Source organism: Oceanobacter sp. 3_MG-2023, assembly GCF_030688925.1.
Taxonomy (GTDB): domain Bacteria; phylum Pseudomonadota; class Gammaproteobacteria; order Pseudomonadales; family Oceanobacteraceae; genus Oceanobacter.
In genome coordinates this window covers 348,718-373,804 of record NZ_JAUYVX010000001.1, presented here as the reverse complement: position 1 = coordinate 373,804, position 25,087 = coordinate 348,718, and the positions used below count along the sequence as shown (strand labels likewise).

Below are 25,087 nucleotides of genomic sequence, written 5' to 3'. Positions count from 1 at the left end.
AATGAGTACCCGGTCGCTGGTGATCGGAGCTTTGGAGATATTCCCGCATGAAAAGCAGCAGTGCGCTGTTTCCGGTAACCCTGGCCAGGGCTGATAACCTGGCCGGTTTTACCGATGATGTTTATCTGGTCAAGCACAACCTTGATCAGGATCGCAGTGTCGAAGTGGCGGTAACACACCTGTCCCCCGGCAGTTATGAAACATCTCCAGACCGTGATGGCCGTCGTCCACCGGTTGTGCTGCTGCATGGCTCGTTTACCAATCGCAGTTTCTGGCTGACCGCCGATGGTGACGGCCTGGCTGCCTGGCTGGTGCGGCAGGGGTTTGATGTCTGGTTGATGGAGCAGCGGGGTCATGGATTGTCGCCACGCAATATCGAATACACGGACAATACGGCGCAACAGTACGCCTGTTACGATGTGCCCGCCGTCAATGATTTTGTCTGTGAAAAAACCGGAGAATACCCGGCCTGGATCGGACACTCCTTGGGTGGAGTGGTGCTGGCAACTGCGATTGCAGCGGCCAAATTACACCCGGACAACTGCGCCGGTGTGGTGTCGTTTGGTGCCCAGGTGCTGAAACGCCCCTGGTATTTGTGGATGCCATTAGGGGCATTAAGTTTACGGACGCTGATGTCCATCAAGGGTGAGCTGGACGGTCTCAAGGTCGGCATTGGCCCCGAAAATGAACCGGCCGGTATCGTGAATGAATACCTGGCACGACAGGCTATTTTTGGCAAATGGCAACTGACAGCAGCCAAACAACCATTGTTGCCCGCCTGGCGACAGGCCAGGGTGCCGTTGCGCATGTTTGCCGGTGTCGCTGATCGTGTTGATCCGCTCACCTGCTGCCGTCGTTTTTACGAACACTACGGTTCCGACGCAGGCGTGGAAGTGCCCAAATCCATGACGGTGCTGGGTACCGATAGCGGTTTTAGTGAAGATTATGATCACTCCGGCATGGTCAACAGCCCGACAGCCTGTCATGAAGTCTGGCCATTGGTGGGCGACTGGCTGGGTAATCTGCATGCCTTGCCGGGGAATCCAGTCGTTAATCACTCGTTATTACTTGAATGATTCTTGCTTGCTATCAGCCCAAAGTGGTCTGGACGACAGTGCCCTGTATGGTGTTTGATAGCCAACACACTTAACAGGAGACCACTTGTATGACTGATTATCTGACCCCCGATCTGTGCGATGAATATCCTGAACTGATCGAAGTGGTTGAACCTATGTTCAACAATTATGGCGGCCATGACAGCTTTGGTGGCGAGATTGTGACCATCAAAGCCTTTGAGGATAACTCCAAGGTCCGTGAGCTGGTAGCCACTGACGGCAAGGGCAAGGTACTGGTTGTCGACGGTGGTGGTTCACTGCGCCACGCCATGCTGGGCGATATGCTGGCAGAAAAAGCCGCTAACAACGGCTGGGAAGGCATTATTATTAATGGCTGTATTCGTGATGTTGATGCCATTATGGAAACCGCACTGGGTGTTCAGGCATTGGCGACCCATCCACTCAAAACCGACAAGCGTGGCCTGGGTGATGTGAACGTTGAGGTCAAATTTGGCGGCGTTGTATTCAAACCCGGCTGCTTTGTCTATGCCGATAACAACGGCATTATTGTTTCTCCCAAAGCATTGTCGATGCCAGCTGAATAAGTACCCTGCTGACTGGGAAATCAGTCGCCTCCGCTGCGTGGCCCGGTTTGGCCGGGGCATGCAGGTTGGGGCATGCAGGTTGGGGCATGAGGTTGGGAGAAAAAAGAGTGGGTAGAGGGAGAGAGAGGCTGGAAGTGTGGAGCTGTCAAGCGTACGAATAAACACTAATAAACCAATAAAAAGTACAGCCTGAATTCAGCATATCAATAAATCATTGCTGGCAAATCCTGGCGACTGCAAATAAACAATCATGCAATAAAAACAATCAATATCTGGTGCTGATGCATACCGGTTTTCTGGCGTTCTGCAAAATCACAATATCAGAACCGGGTGCAGGATTAATGTTGGTTTTATTTGGTATTCATAAAATATCATCAATGGAGATAATATGTTTCGTGAGCTATAGATGTCCCCTTTACCTTAAAGGCAGCAAGACTGATGAGATTTTGTCGATTGCTGAAATAAAGCGTATATCTGTTGACCCCGAATAAAGAGCGTATTCAAAACCCTGTGTAAGGCTGTTCAGTGTTCTGGGTCAGTCACTGGTCGCGCTACCCATCCAGATACGCGTCGATGCTGCCACTCAAAATGGATGCTCAGCTGCAACAGCGTGAGGTTCCAGTTCTGCCCCTTGATTCTATCTGCCGCTGCCGCCCCATCATGCCTCAGCACACGCTGCAGTCGATGTGGAGCGACAAGCAAGTGGAGCCTGGCGACAAGGTGACACCAAACGGGTCATCGTCACCGATTGCATACAAAATCGTTTTCTGAACAAATATTCTGGCCTTTTTTTAGCCAGATTATGCATTTTCGTATACAATATTAGCCTAAAGTCTATTGTTAATCTCCTTCAAGGGCCTTATTGTGAGCACATCCCAATCGATTGTAGACAATCTGATGGCAGACCCTCAAACACTCGCAGATAAGGTTTTTTCAGAACTCACCACCGCCATTGTGCGGGGAGAGCTGAAGCCGGGTGTACGAGTGTCGGAGCAAATGCTGGTGCAGAAGTACGGCGGTAGCCGTGCGCCGATGCGTGAAGCCATTCAGAAACTGGAAGCCCGGCACCTGGTTGTGCGTATTCCCCATGCCGGAGCCAGGGTAGTGTCGTTATCGTTGGCGGAGCTGCGCGATATCTATGAAGTCCGGGTTGAACTGGAAAGCATGGCTTGCCGTCTCGCCGCCGAGCGGATGACGGACGACGAAATTGCTGAGTTACAAACCTTGCTGAATGAACACGCGGCATCGATTGAGGCTGAGCAAGGGCAGAGTTATTACCAGAAAGCCGGTGATCTCGACCTGCATTACCGGCTGATTCGTGGCAGCAAGAATGAACGCTTGCAGCAAATGTTATACGGCGAGTTGTATCACCTGGTGCGTATGTACCGCTATCAAACCAGTACCAGTACCGAGCGCCCATTACAGGCTCTGCAGGAACACCAACGTATCGTTGAAGCCATCGCAGCACGTGATGCCGAGTTGGCTGAACTGTTGATGCGACGTCATATCCAGACGTCGCTTCTTAATCTTGAACGACTTATGGCAGAAGAGGAGGGTCAATGATGACTCCAGGACAAAAATTTCGTCAGGCACTGGCGGAAAACAAACCATTACAGATTGTGGGCACCATCAATGCTTATAGCGCCATGATGGCTGAACGTATCGGACACAAGGCAATTTACCTGTCCGGTGGTGGTGTGGCGAATGCCTCTTATGGTCTGCCAGATCTGGGTATGACGTCGCTGAACGACGTGATCGCCGATGTTAGCCGTATTACGGCAGCCTCTTCTTTGCCATTGCTGGTGGATATTGATACCGGTTGGGGTGGCGCGTTTAACATTGCCCGCACTATCCAGCAGATGGAAAAAGCCGGTGCCGCTGCGGTTCACCTGGAAGACCAGGTAGCCCAGAAACGTTGTGGTCATCGTCCGAACAAGGAAATTGTTTCGGTTGAAGAAATGACCGACCGTATCCGTGCGGCGGTTGATGCCCGTACCGATCCTGATTTCTTCATCATGGCCCGTACCGATGCCTTTGCCCAGGAAGGTCTGGAAGCGGCGCTGGAACGTGCCAAAGCCTATGTGGCTGCAGGTGCGGATGGCATTTTTGCGGAAGCAATCAAAACCGAAGAACATTACCGTGCCTTCTCTGAAGCGCTGGGTGATGTGCCAGTACTGGCGAACATTACCGAGTTCGGTCAAACCGAATTGTGGAACCGTGAGCAGCTGGGTGAATGGGGCGCTGCCATGGTGCTGTACCCACTGAGTGCGTTCCGTGCCATGAACAAGGCAGCAGAAACGGTATATACCAGCATTCTTGAAAACGGTGATCAGCGCGCAGTTGTCGACATGATGCAGACCCGTATGGATCTTTACTCTTACTTGAACTACCACGATTTTGAACAGAAGCTGGACCAGCTGTTCTCTGAAGGTAAAAACAAGTAAGCCTCCGGCTGACCCAATAATAACACCAGATCTACACCTGTACGTATCGCGTTACTGCGGCCACAACACAACGGATATTGGCTGTTGGCGCGATACGGCATACCACCGCTACAGGTGTGGCAACTGACCAGTTTCGATGGAGCATAATGATGGCTGAAGCAAAAAAACTGAGTGGCGCAGGCTTGCGCGGACAATCTGCCGGTGAAACGGCACTGTGTACCGTAGGTAAAAGCGGTGCCGGTCTGACCTACCGTGGTTACGATATCAAGGAATTGGCCGACAAGGCCCAGTTTGAAGAAGTCGCTTATTTGTTGCTGTACGGCAAATTGCCTAATCAGGCAGAGCTGGACGGTTACAAAGCCAAATTGAAAAGCCTGCGTGGCTTGCCCGACGCCTTGAAAACCGTACTGGAACAGATTCCAGCTGACGCTCACCCAATGGATGTGATGCGGACCGGTTGTTCGATGCTGGGTAATCTGGAAACCGAAACCGATTTTTCCCAGGCCCACGACAGCATTGATCGCATGCTGGCGGTTTTCCCTGGCATGATCAACTACTGGTACAACTTTACCCATAACGATGGTTTGCGTATCGAGGTAGAGACCGAGGCCGACAGCATTGGTGAACAGTTCCTGTGGACCCTGCACAACAAAAAACCTGATCCAATGCATGTGGATGTGATGCACGCGTCACTGATCGTGTATGCAGAACACGAATTTAATGCTTCGACGTTTACTGCCCGCGTGTGTGCTTCCACCCTGAGCGATATTCACAGCTGTGTGACCGCTGCCATTGGTTCCCTGCGTGGGCCACTGCATGGTGGTGCCAACGAAGCGGCCATGGACATGATCGAGCAATGGCGTTCAGCCGATGAAGCAGAAGAAGCCATCATGGGTATGCTGGCGCGCAAAGACAAGATCATGGGCTTTGGTCACGCGATTTACAGAGAGTGTGACCCGCGTAATGCCATCATCAAGGAATGGTCACAAAAACTGGCTGAACTGGTCAATGACAAGCATCTGTACGCTGTTTCCGAGCGTGTTGAAGCGGTGATGTGGCGCGAGAAAAAACTGTTCTGCAACGCGGATTTCTTCCACGCCTCGGCTTACAGCTTTATGGGTATCCCAACCAAGTTGTTTACACCTATCTTTGTGTGTTCACGGGCTTCTGGCTGGTGTGCTCATGTTATGGAACAGCGTGCCAACAACCGGATTATCCGTCCATCTGCAGACTACTCCGGCCCGGAAAGCGCCGAATGGGTTGATATATCTGAACGCAGTTGATTGTTGTGATGAGCAGGTGATGGATGCTGGCCATAGAGCTGTCCATTCGCCACAAGCCGGGTGCCTGAAACCAGTGTGTTGAAGGCACCTGACGTGTTGGGCCAAGCAATGCTGCTGCCTGAAGTCACAACCAAATTACAACAACCGGTTGTTGTCCGACAGCCGGAAGAGAGAACACCATGAATACTGAATTCCGTAAAAACCTGCCTGGTACCGACCTCGATTATTTCGATACTCGTGCAGCTGTTGATGCGATCCAGCCTGGGGCCTATGCCAAGCTGCCGTACACTTCCCGCGTGTTGGCGGAACAACTGGTTCGTCGTTGTGACCCTGCCGACCTGACCGCTTCCCTGACACAGCTGATCGAACGCAAGCGTGACCTGGATTTTCCATGGTACCCGGCACGAGTCGTGTGTCACGATATTCTCGGTCAGACGGCGCTGGTCGACTTGGCGGGTTTGCGTGATGCCATTGCTGACCAGGGAGGCGACCCGGCCAAAGTGAATCCGGTTGTGCCAACCCAGTTGATTGTTGACCACTCGCTGGCAGTTGAAGCCGCAGGTTTTGACCCGGATGCCTTCGAGAAAAACCGGGCGATTGAAGATCGTCGTAACGCTGACCGCTTCCACTTTATTGAGTGGACCAAAACCGCTTTCAAAAACGTCGATGTGATCCCGGCCGGTAACGGCATCATGCACCAGATCAATCTGGAAAAGATGTCGCCAGTGATTCAGGCCCGTGAAGATGACAACGGCAAGCTGGTGGCTTTCCCGGATACCTGTGTCGGGACCGATTCCCACACACCACACGTGGATGCGCTGGGCGTTATCGCGATTGGTGTTGGTGGTCTGGAAGCCGAAACCGTGATGCTGGGCTTGCCATCCATGATGCGCCTGCCAGACATTACCGGGGTTGAGCTGATTGGCAAACGTCAGCCCGGGATTACCGCTACCGATATTGTTCTGGCGTTAACCGAATTCCTGCGCAAGGAACGGGTAGTCGGTGCCTATGTTGAGTTCTTCGGTGCTGGTGCCGCCAGCCTGTCCATTGGTGACCGTGCCACGATCTCTAACATGTGTCCTGAGTTTGGTGCCACCGCTGCGATGTTCTACATCGATTCCCAAACCATTGATTACCTGAAACTGACCGGGCGTGAGCCTGAGCAAGTCGCACTGGTTGAGCAATACGCCAAAGAGACCGGCTTGTGGGCGGATGCGCTGGTCGACGCTGAATACGAGCGCGTGCTGCAGTTTGATTTGTCCTCTGTGGTTCGTAACATGGCTGGCCCGTCCAACCCGCATCGTCGTTTGCCAACCTCGGATCTGACCGAACGCGGTATCGCCGATGAAGGCAAACTGGCTGCTGGCAAGCAGGAAGAAGCCGATGGCCTGATGCCGGATGGCGCGGTGATTATTGCGGCGATTACTTCGTGTACCAATACATCGAACCCTCGCAACGTGGTTGCAGCGGCATTGTTGGCGAAAAAAGCCAATGAATTGGGCCTGACACGCAAGCCCTGGGTGAAAAGCTCGTTTGCACCAGGTTCCAAGGTTGCCAAACTGTATCTGGAAGAAGCTGGCTTGCTGACTGAGCTGGAAAAACTCGGCTTCGGTATCGTGGCTTATGCCTGCACGACCTGTAACGGCATGTCGGGTGCACTGGACCCAGCGATTCAGCAAGAAATTATCGACCGTGACCTGTACGCCACCGCAGTACTGTCGGGTAACCGTAACTTTGATGGTCGTATCCATCCGTATGCCAAGCAGGCTTTCCTGGCGTCACCCCCACTGGTTGTGGCCTATGCGATTGCCGGTACGGTGCGTTTTGATATCGAGCACGATGCCCTGGCCGTGGTTGATGGCAAGGAAATTACCCTGAAAGACCTGTGGCCATCAGATGAAGAAATTGATGCCATCGTTGCCTCCGCGGTTAAGCCGGAGCAGTTCAAGCAAGTCTATATCCCGATGTTTGATCTGGGTGAAATCGAACAAGCCGAGAGCCCACTGTACGACTGGCGTCCAATGTCGACCTATATCCGTCGTCCTCCTTATTGGGAAGGTGCCCTGGCGGGTGAACGCAGCATGAAAGACATGCGTCCTCTGGCGGTGCTGGGTGACAACATCACTACCGATCACCTGTCGCCATCCAATGCGATTCAGGCACACAGTGCGGCCGGTGAATACTGCGCCAAAATGGGCTTGCCGGAAGAAGATTTCAACAGCTATGCAACGCACCGTGGCGATCACCTGACGGCGCAGCGTGCGACATTCGCCAACCCGAAATTGCTGAACGAAATGTGTCGTGACGAGCAGGGTGACGTGATTCAGGGGTCTCTGGCGCGGGTTGAGCCGGAAGGCGAACAAATGCGTATGTGGGAAGCGATTGAAACCTACATGAACCGCAAACAGCCGCTGATTATTGTGGCGGGTGCTGATTATGGTCAGGGTTCTTCCCGTGACTGGGCCGCCAAAGGCGTTCGTCTGGCAGGCGTGGAAGTGATCGTCGCAGAAGGTTTCGAGCGTATTCACCGGACTAACCTGGTGGGTATGGGAGTATTACCGGTGGAATTCAAGCCGGGTACCACTCGTCTGACCCTGGGTCTGGATGGCACCGAAACCTACACCATCAAAGGCGATATTTCTCCACGCAGTGAGCTGATCCTTGAAGTGACTCGCCGTAGTGGTGAGGTGGTTGAGGTACCGGTGACCTGTCGTCTGGATACCGCAACGGAAGTACGTGTTTATAACGCCGGTGGCGTATTGCAAATGTTTGCCAAGGACTTCCTCGGACAGGAATAAGCGGCAAACTCCGTAGCCGCTGGTTGCCCCTGAAAACAAGAGGCCGCCAGCGGTTCGTTTTGTCCAGAACCGATTTATAGACATGGCCGGTGCCTGTTTCCCGGTACCGGCTCATCAAGGAGACCATATGGCCCACGTTCCTCAAATTAAAATTCCGGCGACCTATATTCGTGGTGGGACATCAAAAGGTGTGTTTTTTCGCCGCCAGGATTTACCGCCTGCCGCTCAGGAGCCGGGTGAAGCCCGTGACAAGATTCTGCAGCGTGTGATTGGTAGCCCGGATCCTTACGGTCAGCAGATCGATGGTATGGGGGGCGCTACTTCCAGCACCTCGAAAACCGTTATCGTGGATAAAAGCACCCAGCCAGACCATGATGTGGATTATTTGTTTGGTCAGGTAGCCATCAATAAAGCATTTGTCGACTGGTCGGGTAACTGTGGCAACCTGACGGCAGCGGTGGGTGCCTTTGCCATTATGTCCGGTTTTGTGGATGCCGGGCGGATTCCGGAAAACGGCGTCTGTACGGTACGTATCTGGCAGAAAAACATCAGTAAAACCATTATTGCCCATGTGCCCATCACGGCGGGAGAAGTACAGGAAACCGGTGACTTTGAGCTGGATGGAGTGACCTTCCCGGCGGCAGAAGTCGAAGTGGAATTCATGGATCCGGCCGATGGCGAAGGCTCGATGTTCCCAACCGGCAACCTGGTCGACGACCTGGAAGTACCGGGTATCGGAACCTTCAAGGCAACCATGATCAATGCCGGTATTCCGACTATTTTTGTCAATGCTGCGGATATTGGTTACACCGGTACCGAGTTGCAAAAAGACATCAACAGCGATGCTGAAGCACTGGCACGTTTTGAAACCATGCGGGCCTGGGGTGCGGTCAAAATGGGATTGATTAACGATATCTCAGAAGCAGCCGCTCGCCAGCACACTCCCAAAATTGCATTTGTGGCCCCTGCGACAGCGTATGTCTCGTCCAGTGGCAAGCAGATTGAGGCCGACGCCATTGATGTCTGTGTCCGTGCCTTGTCGATGGGTAAATTGCACCATGCCATGATGGGAACGGCATCGGTGGCCATTGCTACTGCGGCGGCAGTGCCCGGCACGCTGGTGAATCTGGCAGCCGGTGGTGTCGAGCGTGACGCGGTTATTTTTGGGCACCCGTCCGGTACCTTGCGAGTCGGTGCTGCGGCAGAGCTGGTGGATGGTGAATGGCGTGCCCAAAAGGCCGTGATGAGTCGTTCCGCTCGCGTATTGATGGAAGGTTTTGTCCGTATCCCCGGGGATACGTTTTAGCTGCCGGGCAGGCCATTAAAGCCTGCCGGGTTTGTAGCTGAAGACAGCAGGAGTCCCTGTGACCTGCGTTCACGATGCTCCTCGCGGAACGCAGTTTTTTGCCCTCGGTCTTAGCCAGGCCGGGGGCATTTTTATGGCTGGTCGGTACTGGCCAGCAGGCTTTGATATTTGCTCATCAGGTTTTCGATCAACACAATGTCGAAGGTATCGATGGCGGCGAGCAGGTTGCTGGCAATTTCAGTCAGTGAGGTGATGCCTTCTGCGGTCGATAACTGCTGCAATGCCTGGGCAAACTGGCCGATGTCTTTCAGGTTGTGGGTATGACGGGCCTGCTCGTAAAGCGGCATCAATTGGTCCTTGATGCTCACCAGTACGCTGCTGTCGGGAGGGTTCGACAAGGGTAAGGGTGTGGTATCGGTGGTGGTATTGGCTGTTGCCGGTGTGTCCGGGCGGTTGTTTTCGTCTCTGGTGGCGAGGAACTGCTTCAGCGTCTTGATCAGTTCACGCTGCAAGACCGGTTTTTGCAAATGGTCGTCAAAGCGTTGCAAATCCGGTGCAGATTCTCCCCCTTGTAATACTGATGCTGTCAGTGCAACCACCGGCAGGCCCGGGTAACGCTTGTGCAGGATTCGGGTGGCTTCATAGCCGTCCATTACCGGCATGCGGATATCCATCAACACCAGATCCGGCGGTGACAAGGCGACGGCATCGAGGGCTTCCTGGCCGTTGGCTGCGGTGAGAATCTGGATCTGTGAGTGCTCAAAAATACGGGCAATCAGTTCGCGGTTATTGTCGATGTCATCAACCACCAGAATGCTGCAGGGTTCAAAATCATCGATCCGGAGGCGACCAAGGTTTTGTCCCGGCTCCGTCCGGTCAGCGGTTTCAACTGATGCGATGTCGATACCAACCAGTTTGAGGGTAAATGTTGATCCCTGGCCGGGGCTGCTGGTGACGGAGATGCTCCCTCCCATACGTTCAATCAGGCGTTGGGATATGGCCAGCCCCAGCCCGGTGCCACCGGCGTGGCGGCTGTCGAGTTGTTCAAACTCGGTGAAAATGGCCTGAATCTGGTCCTGCTCAATGCCTATGCCGGTATCACTGATGGTGATTTCAAGGTCGACCTTGCTGAGGTGATCGTCGATGTGCAAGGTGCGTGAGGTGAGTGTGATGGCACCCTGATGGGTGAACTTGACGGCATTACCCACCAGATTGATCAGGATTTGTCGCAGGCGGACATCGTCGAGTAATAAAAAAAGCGGTAATCGGGTATCGGTGTTGACGACCAGATTCAGTCCCTTGGTGGTGACTGCGAGAGAGAAAAACTGGGCGATTTCATCAATCAGAACATTCACATTGGTGGGCGCCTTGGTTATCGCCATCTTGCCGGATTCGATTTTCGACAGATCCAGAATGTCATTGATCAGTTGCAGTAATGAGCTGCTGGCTTTGTGTACGGTGTCGACATAAGAGCGCAGGCGAGGCTGGTCGAGCTGCTCACTCAACAGCTCGGTAAAGCCGATAATTGCGTTCATGGGGGTGCGGATTTCATGGCTCATATTGGCGAGAAATTCCGACTTGGCGCGGTTGGCGACTTCGGCCTTGTCGCGGGCGCGGGCCAGTTCAGCGGTGAGCCGTTTCTGCTCTGAAATATCTTTCAGTACGGCATAAATGGCTGGCTGGCCTTCGTAGTGAATGCGCGTCAGGGAAATATCAAGCCAGCGTTGGGTACCATCCTGACGGCGAATCATCAGTTCCAGGTGAAAGGTGCCATTGTTGAGACAGGTCGCAAAGGCCCGGGTGATCACCTCTTCAGACTCGCGGCCATCGGGCTGGGTTAATGGCGTGGCATTGGCGAGTGTCATGCCGTCGATATTGCGGCCGTTGCGATAACCCAGCAGTCGTTCGGTGGCGTGGTTGTGGGCGATACACTGGCCAAACTGAAAGATCAGATTGCCTTCGGTGGCTTCCTTGAACAGGGTTTTGAAGTTGTCACGTTCGGTTTGCAAGGCCTGCTCGGTCTGTTTGCGCTGCTCGACTTCCTTGCTCAGGCGGCGGTTCCAGTAAATGCTGATAATGATGTAGAGGATGAAAACGGCAACAACACTGGCAACCAGCTGATAGTTGATGCGTTCGGCAAACTGGATATTTGACCATTGGTTGAGAACGGACAGCCGGTCGGCATCACTGAGTTTGATTCCGGTGGCCAAGATAGCCGACATCAACTCCGGTGACTGGCGGTTTACCATAATGGCGGGTTGAATTGTCACGCTGGTTTTACCCACCACTTTGAGATGACGGAAGTTCTCCAGCCGCAGCAGGTGATTGGCTTGTATCAGAGGCATGGTCACGGCGTCGAGTTGCCCGGCTTCGAGCATGTCCAGCAGCTGGGTAGGGGAGTCGATATGGGTCAGCAATAAACCGGGAATCCGCTTGCCCAACAGTTGGTCAAAACTGGCAGATGCCAGTATTCCTACTCGCAAGCGGCTGAGCTGCTGTTCGTCATCGATAAACGCCGCGTCCTCGGTCATCAGAATAACGACCGGAGTTTCCAGTAGCGTTGCGACCGCTCGATAGTCGTCATTGAGTGCAGAATCGTTGAGATCGCAGATAATGATATCGGCATGATGGTCGGAGGGATTGGGCGCAAAGCGAATATCCAGAGCCTTGCCGACCCGGCTGAAATATTCACCCGCGATGCCACCGATTTGTTCTCCTTCGGTGATCACCAGAGGAGGCAGGAAGTGGGCATCAACAGTGACTTGCGGGTGCTGCTGTAGCCATTCGATTTCATGGCGCGACAATAATAGCTGATGATTGCTGCTTGGGTGGTCAGGCAACCAGGTTTGTGACAGGGCACTGATATCTGCAGCGGATATTTCCAGCAACGCCTTGTCGATAATACCTTGCAGGATTGGCTGTGAACGAGGCACGGCCATATGCAGGTTCACGGCATCATAAGGCACCAGTGGCTTGATATTGATGATGCCCTGACGGCTGAGTTTGTAATGCATTACCGCGTAGATATCGATCAGCAAGTCGGCCTGGCCTTCCAGTATCATGCGGATGGCTTCATCCAGATTGGATACGGTGAGAATGGTGAGGTCGGGGTAAAGAGCCCGGATGCTTTCATCCAGAGCGAAGTCGGCAGGCATGACCAGACGCTGTTTCATCAGCATCTCTTTGCTGGCGCCCACCAGATCGCTGTGACCAAAAAAATACTCACTTAAACGCAGGTAAGGCTTGGTGAAGTGCAAATATTCTTGCCGCGCAGGGGTGTGGACCAGGGAAGGCAAGATCAGAATCTCGCCGGAACGGGCATCACGCAGCAAGCTGGACCAGTCATCGATACGATAATCGGGCTGGATGCCGACTGAGGCCAGAATATTGCTGATCAGGCGTTGGGAAATGCCATCTGGATTGCCGTTGTAGTCTACAAAGTCAAAAGGGGCCCAGTTACGCTCGACCGCCACCGTGACGGTGGGGTGGGCATCGATCCAGGCTTGTTCTTCCGGAGTGAGTTCGAATCCGGCCACGACCGTTGAGGACAGTAATAGCGTCAACAGCAGGAGCAGGGTTCTGCCGTTCCTGAGCCAGCTGGCTTGTTGCCAGTGGCTACACTTCTGCAAGCGCAATGAATTGATCCAGGTTGTCCCGAAACAGCTCGACCAGATAAGGGTCAAAATGGGTGCCGCTGTTATTGATAATGTAGGCGGTGGTGTCTGCCATGGTCCAGGCCGGTTTGTAGATGCGCTGGTGGGACAGGGCGTCGAAGACGTCGGCCAGAGCCACAATGCGGCCATAGATATGAATATCATGGCCTTTGAGGCCCAGCGGGTAGCCGCTGCCATCCCAGCGTTCATGATGTTGCCAGGCGATGGTATCCGCAGCCTTGAGAATACGACGGGGCGAGTTCTTGAGGAAATTATGGGCACAGGTGGTGTGGGTTTTCATGGTGTCGTATTCCTCTGCCGTCAGTTTTCCGGGCTTGTGAAGAATCGCTTCAGGCACAAAGACCTTGCCGATATCGTGCATCGGGGAAGCGTGGAAGATAATGACGGCATCTTCTTCGGTCAGGCTGTTGTGCAGCTGTGCCAGCAGTTGCGAGTATTCGGCCACACGTTTGATATGGCGGCCGGTTTCATCGGAAGTGAACTCCATCAGCTCGGTGAGGATATGGATCATTTCCAGCTGGGTTTGCTCCAGCTCGGAGAGTAGGCGTTTTTCGGTCAGCTCTACTTTTTGACGCAGGCTGATATTGTGCTTTTGCAGCAGCGCTTTGGCAGTATGCAGCTCCAGATGAGTGCGCACCCGGGCGAGCAATTCGGCGGCATGAAAGGGTTTGATGATGTAGTCGACCCCTCCAAGCTCGAAGCCCTTGACCACTGAATCGACATCCGCCCGTGCGGTGAGAAAGATAATGGGGATGTCCCGATGCTTGAGGTCTTTGCGGATGCGTGTGCAGACATCAAAGCCATCCAGATCGGGCATCATGACATCGAGTAAAATCAGGTCAAAAGACTGGGTTCGCAATAAAGCGAGGGCATCGTTACCCGACATGGCGTAAGACAGTTCGTAGTTGTCTTCACGCAGGATATTCATGGCGACCTGAATGTTGTTGGCGACGTCATCGACAACCAGGATACGTGAAGGCTGATCCACAGGTTCCTCTACCTCGTCCTTATCTGAACATCGTTTAAAACTAGCACGTAGCGGGGCAGGAGAGAATGTTATTGGTCGAAATCTTGGTTGCTATTGGACATATCGGCAAGATTGGCGCAGTTGTGTCCGAATTCGTGTGGTTGCACCGGCTTGGCTGGAGAGGGAGTATCGATTGATGGTGAAATTCAAAAGGCCTGCACGATGGCAGGCCTTTTGAGTAGAAAGCCAGCGGACTTTGGGGAGTCCGCCTGTTTTCGTCTATTGTCCAGAAATCAGGAGGATTTCGGATCTTTGGTGGTTGCGGTGTCGTCAGTGGCGGTTGTTTCCGCCGGTGTGACTGCAACCTTGCTGTCAGCTGCTGTGTCGTTGGTTTCGGTCGTGGTTTCTGCGACAGGTTTGGCTGGCGCAGGATCATCGACTGTCACTTCGGCTTCTGTTTTCACTTCAGCTTCTGTTTTTACTTCAGCTTCTGTTTTCACTTCAGCTTCTGTTTTTACTTCGGCTTCTGTTTTCACTTCAGCTTCTGTTTTTACTTCAGCTTCTTTAGCCTCAACAACCTCAGCGGCAGCGACTGGTTCAGCGGCAAGTACTGGTTCCTCTGCAGGCGTGGTGGCTGAAGTCTCTGTCGTATCCAGCGGTTTGGCTGCTGTTTCTGACTCGGTTTTAACGTCACCCTGGTTGCGAGGATCATTCGGCGCACGGTAGTTTTGGCGACGGTTACGACGGCGGCGAGGCGCTGTCTGTTCCTTCGTGGTGTCTGCCGCTGGCGGTGTTTCCACTGCGACCGTCGCTTCTGGCGTGGCGGTTGTCTCGGTTGCTGGAGCAGTTTTGGCTTCCGTCACTTCGGCGGTCACGGTCTCGGTGACGGCTTCTTTGGCTTCTGTTTTGACTGGCTCTGGTTGCTCAGCAGTGTCAACCGGTGCCGGGGCGCTGGCTGTTGCCGGAGCCGGTTCCGGGGTTGATGTTTCGGTTTTCGCGTTGTTATCCGGCTGCTCTGTTGCTGCAGATTCGGATGTGTTGTCGCGGTTTGAGCGATTACGGCTACGACGGCGACGGCGGGGACGGGTTTCTTCGGTCGTCTCTGCTTTTTCTGGCGTCGGGGCTGCTTCCGCTTGCGGAGCGGGTTCAGCTGCTGCGTCAGTGGCCGGGGTGTCCGTGGTTTCAGACGGCGTGGTAACCGCAGTGTCTGTTGCATCAGCGCTGGTATCGACAGCAGTAGCGGTCTTGTCGTCGGTAGCCGCAGTGGCTGCAACGTTACTCTCGGTCGCTGTGCTTTCTGCAACCTTGGTTTCAGTTTCAGCTTCTGGTGCCGTGGTTTCGGTCGCTACCGTGTCAGCGCTTGCCGTTTCTACTGCTGTTGTGGTTTCTGTTGTTGTCGTTTCTGCTGCTGCTTCAGTTTGGCGATCTTCATTACGGCTGCGACGACGACGACGTGAACGGCGTGGTGATTTTTCTTCACTGCCGGACTCATTGCTGCTGTCGGTTGCCGTGGTTGAGGAGCTGGCATTACGGCTCGCAGGTGCGATGGACTGCTTTTCTCCTTCTTCTGCACCTGGTTTTGGCGCTTCACGACGGAACTCACTGCTGCCACGACTGCGGTCACGACGTGGACGACGACGATTGTTCGACGAGGTCTCTGTTGCCGAGCTGTTGGTTGTGTTGTTGTCGGTCGTTTCCTGCGGGGTGCTGGTGGCCTCTTTGGTGGCCTTGTCCGTTACCTGCTCGGATGTTTTTTCAATGTTTTTGTCGGTAACCGCGGTGTTGCTGCTGTCTTCCGGACGTTCGCGACGACGGTTACGGCTACGGCTGCGGTTGTTTTCCCGGTTGGATGAATCGTTGTCCGGGTTGCCGGACTGGCGTTCTTCGCGACGTGGGCGACTGGCTCGCTCTTCGTTGCGGTTGTTACGCGGCTTGTCGTTATCCGTTTGGCTGTCGTTGCTGTCGGTATTACCAGCGTTGTTGCGACGACGACGGCCACCATTACCGGAGCGTTCTTCGCTACGGGAGGACTCTGAACGGCGGCGATTGGTGCTGCTACTGCTGCGATTGCTATTGGCCGCTGCTGGTGTGGATGGCGTGGCTGCCGGTGCTGCTGTTTTGGCCGCCGGGCTGCTGGTAGTGCTACTGTTGCCGGAATCGCCACCAAACAGGCCAGACAGGAAAGACGCCACTTTCTCTATCATGCCCGGGTTGTTATTGGCGGCCGGCGCGGCAGCAACCGGGGTGGCGGCTGGAGCTGCTGCAGCTGGTTCTGGTACAGCGGTGGTGGTTACTGGCTTGGCGTGAACCACACCTTTAACGGCTGCCTGTTGGGTTTTGGCTGTTTCTTTGAGATTGGTGTCGATGCCGTATTCCGGTTCGACTTCATCAAAGCGGTGCTCGTAGGAAACCTCTCCTACCAGGGTGTCATCTGGACGCAGGCGCAGGACTTCAAAATGCGGCGTGTCCATGTTCGGATTTGGCAAAACGACAACACGGTTACCGTGACGGCTTTCGATGGCGTCAATCAGTTTGCGTTTTTCGTTCAGCAAGAAGCTGGCGACCGATACCGGCACAATGGCACGTACCTGGCCAGTGTTTTCCTTGGCGGCTTCTTCTTCAATCAGGCGCAGAATGGACAGGCCAGTGGACTGGATGTCACGGATAACACCGGTGCCGTTACAGCGTGGGCAAACGTGGCCACTGGTTTCTTCCAGTGACGGGCGTAGGCGCTGACGAGACATTTCCATCAATCCAAAGCGGGAAATACGGCCAACCTGAACGCGGGCGCGATCCATTTCGAGGGCTTTTTTCAGGCGTGTTTCGACTTCACGCTGATGCTTGTTGGAGAGCATGTCGATAAAGTCGATAACAACCAGGCCACCCATGTCACGCAGACGCAGCTGGCGCGCAATTTCATCGGCAGCTTCGAGGTTGGTATTGAAGGCTGTGTCTTCAATATCGCTGCCTTTGGTGGCGCGTGAGGAGTTGATATCGATCGATACCAGTGCTTCGGTCGGGTCGATAACAATCGAGCCACCGGCAGGCAGCTTGACTTCACGCTGGAAGGCGCTTTCGATCTGGGTTTCGATCTGGTAACGGTTAAACAGCGGCACGCTGTCGTCGTAGCGCTTGAACTTGTTCTGATAGTGCGGCATGACTTGCTGCACAAAACCAAGGGCTTCGGCATAGGCGGCATCGGTGTCGATCAGCACTTCGCCTACGTCTTGACGCAGGTAGTCGCGAATCGCACGAATGATCACGTTGCTTTCTTGCAGCAGCAGGGAAGGGGCTTTGACTTCGTTGTAGGCGCGTTGAATGGCATCCCACAGTTGCACCAGGTAGTCGAGATCCCATTGCAGTTCCTGACCGCTGCGGCCAATACCGGCAGTACGGACGATCACGCCCATTTTGTCGGGAACCGTGACGTCTTTCATGGCTTCACGCAGTTCGGTACGCTCATCCCCTTCGATACGGCGGGAAATACCACCGGCACGAGGATTGTTGGGCATCAATACCAGATAACGACCTGCCAGGCTGACCTGGGTCGTCAAGGCTGCACCTTTGTTGCCGCGTTCTTCTTTATCGACCTGGACGATGATTTCCTGGCCTTCGCGCAGGACGTCCTTGATGTTGATACGGCCAGGGCCGGGATCGCGGGCAAAGTATTCTTTGGAGATTTCCTTTAACGGCAAAAAGCCGTGTCGCTCGGCACCAAAATCCACAAATGCTGCTTCAAGGCTGGGCTCTATTCGAGTGATCCGGCCTTTGTAGATGTTGGATTTTTTCTGTTCGCGAGCACCGGATTCAATGTCCAGATCGTAGAGTTTTTGGCCGTCTACCAGGGCTACGCGCAACTCTTCAGGTTGAGTCGCGTTAATCAGCATTCTTTTCATGCAGTACAAATTGCTCAGTAGGGCAACGTACTCTGATGGCAATTCCAGTCGTTGATATGACTGGCCAATACCAAAATTTTTATGGGTGCTTTGCTTTATCCTGCCAGCACCGCGCAATGACTGCCCGGTCTGTCTCAGTGTGTAAGCATAGGGGCCTTCGTTGAGGCTCCGACACGTCAGGTTGCTGTCTGTTGTCACTCTGGGCAGTTGGCCACGCTGCGGCAGGGGTATTAGCGCTGCGGGAGGTGGCTTGCATCAGAGTGTTGCCCGGACCGGTTTGTGGTCTGGTATCGGCAACACCGTCCATAATTTGATAATGCGAGATCGCCCGCAGGTCGCTGCGTGGTTTATCTCACCGGGCGGCGCCAATATGGTTGATCGTACAGGGCGAGGTTTGGCGGACGTTTTGTGTGTCCGGGGACTCTGCTGGCCGGGGCTGGGGCAAGTTGCCTGCAGCTATCTCACTGACCCGTCAAGTCCGACGCTCGTTTATACGACCTGTTATACTGGCAAGCCTGCCGTGTTAAATCTTGCGAAGAGTTTTGTTGCTGACTCTTCTTCTTCTATACTCGCCGCTTTCGATGTTGGCGATACTTGCATCGGTCAAAATGTTTGTGTAAGACCCGAATGCCGCTGGAATATAGCAACAAAGTATGAAGTCAGCAAAGTATTAGATTCTCTGTCGCGGTAATGTGACACTCAATTCTCTTTAAATCCGGCGCTTGTTGCAGCAATCACGCCGGTGGTTACCCTGAATATATGGCAAAGTTTGAAATAGATACCACCAAGGTGTCGTTGCTGGAAGTGACGACGGATAACGATGGCCAGCGTGTCGATAATTTTTTGATGGCGGTGCTGGGAAAGGTACCGCGAGCGCTGGTGTATCGCATTATCCGCAAGGGCGAGGTCCGGGTTAACAAGGGAAGAGTAAAGGCCGACTCTCGTGTGGCCGCGGGTGATGTTGTACGTATTCCTCCGGTGCGTTTGCCCCAGGAACAGGCGGTTGGTCATGCTTCGGCAGATCTGCTGGCGGGGCTGAAAAAAGCCATTGTTTATGAAGACGATGCCCTGATTGCCATTAACAAGCCGCATGGTTTGGCGGTGCATGGCGGCAGTGGCGTCAATCTGGGGCTGATTGAAGCCATGCGGCAGTTGTATCCGGATCACAGCTTTCTGGAGCTGGTGCACCGGCTCGATCGGGATACGTCCGGTATTATCATGATTGCGCGCAAACGATCGGCGCTGGTAGCGTTGCAGAAAATGCTGGTGAACAAAGTCGGTATCCGGAAGCGTTATCTGGCTCTGGTGCACGGTCATTGGCCTTTGTCTGTTACTGAGGTGAAGGCACCGCTAAAAAAATCCGAGCGCCAGTCCGGTGAGCGCATTATGTTGGTGGATGCCGAAGGCAAGGCCTCGCATACCCGCTACCGGTTGTTGTCGAGCGGCCCGCATTATTCCTTGCTGGAAGCGGAACCTGTCACCGGTCGAACCCATCAGATTCGGGTTCATTGCCAGTTTCAGGGGTTTGCCATTGCCGGGGATGAAAAATATCGGGATCGTGCACAAGTGGCGATCGATCAGCAGCATGGGGTCCGGCGGTTGTTTTTACATGCCTTGCGACTGGAGTTTCGCCATCCATTAACCGGAGAGGCGTTGTCGCTGACCGCACCTCCGAATGCAGATTTTGAGCGACTACTTATAAAGGAAGGCTGTGGTTATGAGCTATGACCTCATTGTTTTTGATTGGGATGGTACGCTGGCTGATTCCACGGGGCGGATTGTGGACAGTATGCAGCGGGCAGGACGGATTATCGGCTTGCCTCCGGTCACGGATGCCCAGGTGCAGAATATTATTGGCCTGGGATTGCCTGAAGCCATTACAACACTATGGCCAGCTATTGATGAGCAGAACATGGCGGCGATGAAAGAGTGTTACGCCCGTCATTTTGTCTCAGACAGTCCGGTGGCGATGGGGTTGTTTGCCGGGGCAGAAACGATGTTGGCACGCTTGCAGGAGCAAGGCATATTGTTGGCCGTTGCGACAGGTAAAAGTCGGCGGGGGCTGGATCGTATTCTGGATGATCTGACGTTGCGGCACCGGTTTGCTGCCACCCGTTGCGCCGATGAAACCTGCTCCAAGCCCGATCCGCTGATGCTGCAGGAAATTCTGGCGCAATTGAGAATTCCAGCATCGAGGGCGTTAATGGTGGGAGATACCACCTATGATCTTGATATGGCCAATGCTGCCGGAATGGCATGTGTGGCCATGAGTCACGGTGCTCACGATGAAGTGGCCTTGTCTGCTTGTCGGCCCTTGGTGATGTGTCATAACATCGCCGGGCTTGATGCCTGGCTTGCCCGGCATTTATCAACGGCTGGTAAATAAAGTTGTCTGTATGTTGTCACTGAATAAATTGGAAGTCATGCATGAATCGTCCTGAAGACAGCAGTAAAGAGTGGAAGTTGATCAGCAAGTTGGTGATGGACTTGCAAAAGGAACAGCGACGGTCACGCCGTTGGGGAATATTTTTTCGGGTACTGATGTTCAGCTATCTGTTTGTTGTGCTGTGGATGTTCCGTACACCACTGGAAGATGCAGCAGCAGGGGGTAGTGCTGGCGGCGAGCCATTTGCGGCGGTAGTTGAAGTCACAGGTGCTATTGCGGCAGACAAGGAAGCCAGTGCCGATGCGCTGATCAGTGGGATTCGCAAAGCATTTGAAGATCAGGATGCCCTTGGATTGATTCTGCGCATCAACTCACCCGGGGGAAGCCCGGTACAGGCCGGTTATGTGTATGACGAGATCAAGCGCCTGAAAGAAACCCGCCCGGATTTTCCAGTGTATGCCGTGATCGTAGACCTGGGTGCTTCCGGGGCTTATTACATTGCCGCTGCCGCCGATGAAATTTATGCCGACAAGGCCAGCCTGGTTGGCTCTATTGGTGTGGTGGGTTCCGGCTTTGGTTTTGTGGATGTAATGGACAAACTGGGGGTTGAGCGCAGAAGCTACACCGCCGGGGAGCACAAGGGGTTTTTGGATCCATTCTTGCCGGAGCGTGCTGATGAGCGTGAATTCTGGGAAGGCGTTTTGGCAGTTACCCATAAACAGTTTGTTGAGCAGGTGCGCAACGGCCGTGGCGATCGTCTGAAAGAAACCCCGGATATGTTCAGTGGTTTGATCTGGTCTGGCGAACAAGCACTGGAGATGGGGCTGATTGACGGCCTGTCATCTACCAGCCAGCTGGCACGAGAACAGTTGGATACCGAAACCCTGGTCAACTTCACCTTGCGGCCCAACCGTTTTGAAGAGCTGGTTGGACGCCTGGGAGCCAGTATGGGTCGTGGGCTTTCCAGTGTTTTTGTCGATCAGGGTATTACGCTGCGCTGATACTGGCGTTGGTTAATCAAATAATTTTGACAACAGGAGGCGAGATACCTATTATCTCGCGCACTATGGCAGAGGCACAAATACCCCACCGGGTTGATGCACCTAAACTTGTTGAACATAATCAACAGTTTAAGGCGGCAATCAACAGTTCCGATCTTCCTCGTCTGAACGAAGCCGTCGATCAGTGTCTGGCACCGATCGACTGCGTTATTTCTTTCGAAAAAGATGCTGAACGTTTTCGTATGATTGTGGGTAGTTGTTCTACTCGTGTCGCCATGACTTGCCAGCGTTGTCTGGGGAGAGTGGAGATAGCGGTTGGTAGTCAGTTTTCACTGGGTTTGGTTTTTAATGACGAGCAGGCGAGAAATTTGCCTAAACGTCTTGAACCTGTGGAAATGGACGAAAATGGCGTGATCGACCTGTGGTCGGTGTTGGAAGACGAAGTGCTGTTGGCACTGCCTGCTTTTCCAACCCATCCCGAGTCCGAATGTCAGATTCAGCAGCCCGAGCCTGAAGACATAATCAGTAACGAAAAGCGGCCCAACCCGTTTGACGTTTTGGCACAGCTCAAACAGAAATAGTGTAGGAGCCAATCATGGCTGTTCAGAAAAACAAAGTAACTCGATCCAAGCGTGGCATGCGTCGTTCACACGATGCACTGGATACTGCTTCAGTAGCCCTGACCACAGATCCAACCACGGGTGAAATTCACCGTCGTCACCATGTGAGCGATGATGGTTTCTATCGTGGTAAAAAAGTTGTGGAGACTGGCACCAACTAAGATGTTAACCATCGCGGTAGATGCCATGGGCGGGGACTTAGGTCCCCGCGCTGCGTTTTATGGCTGCAAAAACCTGCTTGGCAAGCATCGGCAAGTCAGGGTGATGCTGTTTGTTGAGCAAGGCTGGGTTGGTGAAGCCACCCGGAGCACGGCAGAGTTTTCTGACCGTATCAGGATTGTAGGTTGCGGTACCAGTATCGCGGCTGATGAAAACCCTTCTGTAGTACTTAAAAAGCGCCAGTCTTCATCCATGGTGATGGCTCTGTGTGCGTATCGCGATGGTGAAGTGCAAGGTGTGTTGTCAGTTGGCAGCACGGGTGCACTGATGATTCTTTCTCGCCGCTTGTTGGGTGTACTTCCTGGTATCGATCGTCCTGCTCTGGCAACGCAAATCCCGACCCGTGGCAAACCTTTGTTGCTGTTGGATCTGGGGGCTTCTCTGGGAGCTACCTCGTCGCAGCTGGTGCAGTTTGCTGTGCTGGGGGTGGCCTGGTGCCGTTCCATGAAAATAGAGCGGCCGGATGTGGGCTTGCTGAATGTTGGTCATGAGTCTGGCAAAGGCACGGCGGATATCCGTACTGCCGATTCGATACTCAGCTGTTTGTTGCCTGAGAACTACGCCGGTTTTTATGAAGGCGATGATCTGTATCGTGGTGATCTGGATGTCATGGTCTGTGATGGTTTTACCGGTAATATCGCGCTGAAAACCAGTGAAGGGTTGACCGACTGGCTCACCCAGATGGTAAAAGACGAACTCAAGCAGCATTGGGTGTTGCGGCTGGTGTCGCCCTTGTTGCGGCAGGCGTTCAAGCGTATTCACAAACGTATTGCACCCACCCGACATGGCGGTGCCATGTTGTTGGGAATTGATGGTGTGGTGGTGAAAACCCACGGTAAATCTGATATATCTACTTATGAATTTGCCATGGGGTATTTGGTCGAGCAGGCCATAAATCATGACCGTGAGGCACTAATCAGGCAGATTTTGCCCATGCAAGAGGCGATTGCCTGAAACAAATTCATTAAAATTGTGCCAATTGGGTGTTTACTGGAGCGAGCGAGAATCCTACTATGGCGCCGCTTCCGGGTTATTGGACACCGTATTTGTTTTGAATCAGTGTGCTTTGGCCTCTGGAACCGGTTTCCAACTGGTATCAATACATGCCCGCTACAACAACGGCAGCTAACCGATTTGGTGATTGATAATATGACAGAAGTAATCGCAATTTTCCCCGGTCAGGGTGCTCAGCAAGTGGGTATGCTGGCGGATTTGGCCGCAGAATACAGCCTGATCGGTGATACCTTTGCAGAAGCCTCGGAAGCGCTTGGGTTCGATCTTTGGGCGTTGACCCAGGATGGCCCGGCGGAAACACTCAACCAGACCTATAATGCCCAGCCAGCCTTGCTGACGTCCAGTGTTGCCCTGTTGCGCTTGATTCAGACTCATTGCCCTGCGTTGCAAATTGTTGCCGCGGCCGGTCATTCGTTGGGTGAATATTCGGCGCTGGTCGCCGCTGATGCGATTGATTTTGTTGATGCTGTCCGTCTGGTACGGCAGCGAGGCCAGCTGATGGAGCAAGCCGTTCCTGCCGGTCAGGGCGGCATGGCCGCGATTCTGGGGCTGGATGAAGCCACTCTGCGTCAGGTTTGTGACGATGCCAAACCAGCTGGAGTGGTCGAACCGGCCAATTTTAATGCACCTGGCCAGATTGTTATTGCCGGTGATATGGCTGGTATTGAAAAAGCCATCGAGCTGGCCAAGGCAGCCGGTGCCAAACGGGCTTTGCCATTGGCGGTGAGTGGCCCGTTTCACTCCAGTCTGATGCGGGCAGCGGCACAGAATTTCAAAGGTGCTCTGGCCGACGTCAACTGGCGGGCGACGGAATTTCCGGTGTATCACAACGTTGACAATGAACCGGCACCCTTGGCGGAAATGCAAGAAAAATTGCTGGATCAGTTGTACAGCCCGGTTGACTGGACGGGTGCGATTGCTGCAGTACGCAGCAAAGCGGATGTGGCGATTGAATTTGGTCCTGGCAAGGTATTGGCAGGGCTCAACAAGCGTATCGATAAAACCCTGACAACCTGTGGTACTGGTGATCTTGCCAGCGCCCAGGCAGTCATGGCCATGATTCAAGGACAATAAGCATGACAGACAAGGCACTGGCACTGGTTACTGGCGCATCCCGGGGTATTGGGCGAGCGGTGGCCGAGCGCCTGGCAGGCAAAGGATACAAGGTCATCGGCACGGCGACCAGTGAGTCGGGTGCAGCGGCTATTCGTGAGGCATTACAAGTAATTGATGCCGACAACGATGCCGTGGTGCTGAATATTTCAGATGCAGAACAGACCAGTGAGGCCCTCAAGGCGCTGGTTGCTGAGCATGGTACGCCCGCAGTACTGGTGAATAACGCCGGTATTACTCGCGACAACCTGTTTCTGCGTATGAGCGACGATGAGTGGCATGCGGTGATCAATACCAACCTGACCGGCGTGTTCCGTGTCTGTAAGGCACTGGTCAAACCGATGATCAAGGCGAGAGCCGGTGCCATTATTAATATCAGCTCCATTATCGGCACTACCGGTAATGCGGGTCAGGCTAACTATGCAGCGGCCAAGGCCGGTCTGGAAGGCTTTTCCCGTTCTCTGGCACAGGAAGTGGCCAGTCGCAACATCACGGTTAATTGTGTTGCACCGGGTTTTATCAAAACAGACATGACGGACGTCTTGCCTGAAGCCCAAAAAGAAGCCATCCTGTCGTCCATTCCAAGCAAGCGCTTGGGGCGGCCAGACGAGATTGCCAGTGCTGTTGCCTTTTTGGCCAGTGACGAAGCGAAATACATTACAGGCCAGACCATTCATGTGAATGGCGGTATGAATATGGGTTAGGG

At 53.7% G+C, this 25,087-nt stretch carries 18 protein-coding genes; 15 read left to right on the top strand and 3 right to left on the bottom strand.

Annotation, left to right across the window (positions count from 1 at the left end):
- Window positions 1–47 precede the first annotated feature (47 nt).
- From Q8W32_RS01670 to prpF, 7 genes are all read left to right on the top strand, one after another.
- Entirely contained in the window at window positions 48–1,076 is a 1,029-nt protein-coding gene (locus tag Q8W32_RS01670; RefSeq protein WP_303431455.1) for an alpha/beta fold hydrolase, read from the top strand.
- A gap of 89 nt (window positions 1,077–1,165) precedes the next feature.
- On the top strand, window positions 1,166–1,660 hold the full coding sequence (gene rraA, locus Q8W32_RS01665) for a ribonuclease E activity regulator RraA (RefSeq protein ID WP_305413390.1): 495 nt from the start codon (window positions 1,166–1,168) through the stop codon (window positions 1,658–1,660).
- 864 nt (window positions 1,661–2,524) lie between these two features.
- A complete protein-coding gene (locus tag Q8W32_RS01660; RefSeq protein ID WP_368501352.1) occupies window positions 2,525–3,223 on the top strand; it encodes a GntR family transcriptional regulator in 699 nt (232 codons plus the stop codon).
- Complete coding sequence (gene prpB / locus Q8W32_RS01655) at window positions 3,223–4,104, top strand: methylisocitrate lyase (protein ID WP_303431716.1); 882 nt, start codon at window positions 3,223–3,225, stop codon at window positions 4,102–4,104. Before Q8W32_RS01660 ends, prpB begins: the two co-directional genes overlap by 1 nt.
- 149 nt (window positions 4,105–4,253) lie before the next feature.
- Entirely contained in the window at window positions 4,254–5,387 is a 1,134-nt protein-coding gene (prpC, locus tag Q8W32_RS01650; protein WP_303431458.1) for a 2-methylcitrate synthase, read from the top strand.
- A gap of 179 nt (window positions 5,388–5,566) precedes the next feature.
- On the top strand, window positions 5,567–8,185 hold the full coding sequence (acnD, locus tag Q8W32_RS01645; RefSeq protein WP_303431460.1) for a Fe/S-dependent 2-methylisocitrate dehydratase AcnD: 2,619 nt from the start codon (window positions 5,567–5,569) through the stop codon (window positions 8,183–8,185).
- Between the two features lie 127 nt (window positions 8,186–8,312).
- A complete protein-coding gene (prpF, locus tag Q8W32_RS01640; RefSeq protein WP_303431461.1) occupies window positions 8,313–9,491 on the top strand; it encodes a 2-methylaconitate cis-trans isomerase PrpF in 1,179 nt (392 codons plus the stop codon).
- Between the two features lie 131 nt (window positions 9,492–9,622).
- Here the strand turns inward: prpF and Q8W32_RS01635 are convergent, their stop codons facing one another.
- From Q8W32_RS01635 to rne, 3 genes are all read right to left on the bottom strand, one after another.
- Window positions 9,623–13,126: a transporter substrate-binding domain-containing protein gene (locus Q8W32_RS01635; RefSeq protein ID WP_305413389.1), complete on the bottom strand. Its 3,504-nt coding sequence runs from the start codon at window positions 13,124–13,126 to the stop codon at window positions 9,623–9,625.
- Window positions 13,107–14,153 (bottom strand): HD domain-containing phosphohydrolase, encoded by a 1,047-nt coding sequence (locus Q8W32_RS01630; RefSeq protein ID WP_303431463.1) that lies wholly within the window; start codon window positions 14,151–14,153, stop codon window positions 13,107–13,109. The genes Q8W32_RS01635 and Q8W32_RS01630 overlap by 20 nt, the downstream gene beginning before the upstream one ends.
- 272 nt (window positions 14,154–14,425) lie before the next feature.
- Window positions 14,426–18,028, bottom strand: coding sequence for a ribonuclease E (gene rne, locus Q8W32_RS01625; RefSeq protein WP_305413387.1), 3,603 nt, complete (start codon window positions 18,026–18,028; stop codon window positions 14,426–14,428).
- Between the two features lie 759 nt (window positions 18,029–18,787).
- Between rne and Q8W32_RS01620 the strand changes: the two genes are divergently transcribed.
- The 8 genes from Q8W32_RS01620 (at window position 18,788) to fabG (ending at window position 25,085) form a co-directional block, all read left to right on the top strand.
- A complete protein-coding gene (locus tag Q8W32_RS01620; protein WP_303431465.1) occupies window positions 18,788–19,756 on the top strand; it encodes an RluA family pseudouridine synthase in 969 nt (322 codons plus the stop codon).
- Window positions 19,746–20,414, top strand: a complete 669-nt coding sequence (locus Q8W32_RS01615) for an HAD family hydrolase (RefSeq protein WP_303431466.1) — start codon at window positions 19,746–19,748, stop codon at window positions 20,412–20,414. Before Q8W32_RS01620 ends, Q8W32_RS01615 begins: the two co-directional genes overlap by 11 nt.
- Before the next feature lie 41 nt (window positions 20,415–20,455).
- Complete coding sequence (locus tag Q8W32_RS01610) at window positions 20,456–21,415, top strand: S49 family peptidase (protein WP_303431467.1); 960 nt, start codon at window positions 20,456–20,458, stop codon at window positions 21,413–21,415.
- A gap of 8 nt (window positions 21,416–21,423) precedes the next feature.
- Window positions 21,424–21,996 carry a YceD family protein gene (locus tag Q8W32_RS01605; RefSeq protein WP_303431469.1) on the top strand — a complete coding sequence of 191 codons (573 nt, stop codon included), beginning with the start codon at window positions 21,424–21,426 and terminating at the stop codon, window positions 21,994–21,996.
- A gap of 14 nt (window positions 21,997–22,010) precedes the next feature.
- A complete protein-coding gene (gene rpmF / locus Q8W32_RS01600) occupies window positions 22,011–22,196 on the top strand; it encodes a 50S ribosomal protein L32 (RefSeq protein ID WP_303431471.1) in 186 nt (61 codons plus the stop codon).
- Window position 22,197: 1 nt separating this feature from the next.
- Window positions 22,198–23,208, top strand: coding sequence for a phosphate acyltransferase PlsX (gene plsX / locus Q8W32_RS01595; RefSeq protein WP_305413384.1), 1,011 nt, complete (start codon window positions 22,198–22,200; stop codon window positions 23,206–23,208).
- Window positions 23,209–23,403: 195 nt separating this feature from the next.
- Window positions 23,404–24,342, top strand: coding sequence for an ACP S-malonyltransferase (fabD, locus tag Q8W32_RS01590; protein WP_305413382.1), 939 nt, complete (start codon window positions 23,404–23,406; stop codon window positions 24,340–24,342).
- A 2-nt stretch (window positions 24,343–24,344) separates the two neighbouring features.
- On the top strand, window positions 24,345–25,085 hold the full coding sequence (gene fabG, locus Q8W32_RS01585; protein ID WP_305413380.1) for a 3-oxoacyl-ACP reductase FabG: 741 nt from the start codon (window positions 24,345–24,347) through the stop codon (window positions 25,083–25,085).
- Window positions 25,086–25,087: the final 2 nt, after the last annotated feature.

Excerpts from the sequence above, each read along its gene's own strand:
- fabD (WP_305413382.1), top strand. The coding sequence starts at position 23,404 with ATGACAGAAGTAATCGCAATTTTCCCCGGTCAGGGTGCTCAGCAAGTG.
- plsX (WP_305413384.1), top strand. The coding sequence starts at position 22,198 with ATGTTAACCATCGCGGTAGATGCCATGGGCGGGGACTTAGGTCCCCGC.
- prpF (WP_303431461.1), top strand. The coding sequence starts at position 8,313 with ATGGCCCACGTTCCTCAAATTAAAATTCCGGCGACCTATATTCGTGGT.
- Q8W32_RS01670 (WP_303431455.1), top strand. The coding sequence starts at position 48 with ATGAAAAGCAGCAGTGCGCTGTTTCCGGTAACCCTGGCCAGGGCTGAT.
- Q8W32_RS01610 (WP_303431467.1), top strand. The coding sequence starts at position 20,456 with ATGAATCGTCCTGAAGACAGCAGTAAAGAGTGGAAGTTGATCAGCAAG.
- acnD (WP_303431460.1), top strand. The coding sequence starts at position 5,567 with ATGAATACTGAATTCCGTAAAAACCTGCCTGGTACCGACCTCGATTAT.
- rpmF (WP_303431471.1), top strand. The coding sequence starts at position 22,011 with ATGGCTGTTCAGAAAAACAAAGTAACTCGATCCAAGCGTGGCATGCGT.
- Q8W32_RS01620 (WP_303431465.1), top strand. The coding sequence starts at position 18,788 with ATGGCAAAGTTTGAAATAGATACCACCAAGGTGTCGTTGCTGGAAGTG.
- fabG (WP_305413380.1), top strand. The coding sequence starts at position 24,345 with ATGACAGACAAGGCACTGGCACTGGTTACTGGCGCATCCCGGGGTATT.
- rraA (WP_305413390.1), top strand. The coding sequence starts at position 1,166 with ATGACTGATTATCTGACCCCCGATCTGTGCGATGAATATCCTGAACTG.
- prpB (WP_303431716.1), top strand. The coding sequence starts at position 3,223 with ATGACTCCAGGACAAAAATTTCGTCAGGCACTGGCGGAAAACAAACCA.
- rne (WP_305413387.1), bottom strand. The coding sequence starts at position 18,028 with ATGAAAAGAATGCTGATTAACGCGACTCAACCTGAAGAGTTGCGCGTA.
- Q8W32_RS01615 (WP_303431466.1), top strand. The coding sequence starts at position 19,746 with ATGAGCTATGACCTCATTGTTTTTGATTGGGATGGTACGCTGGCTGAT.
- prpC (WP_303431458.1), top strand. The coding sequence starts at position 4,254 with ATGGCTGAAGCAAAAAAACTGAGTGGCGCAGGCTTGCGCGGACAATCT.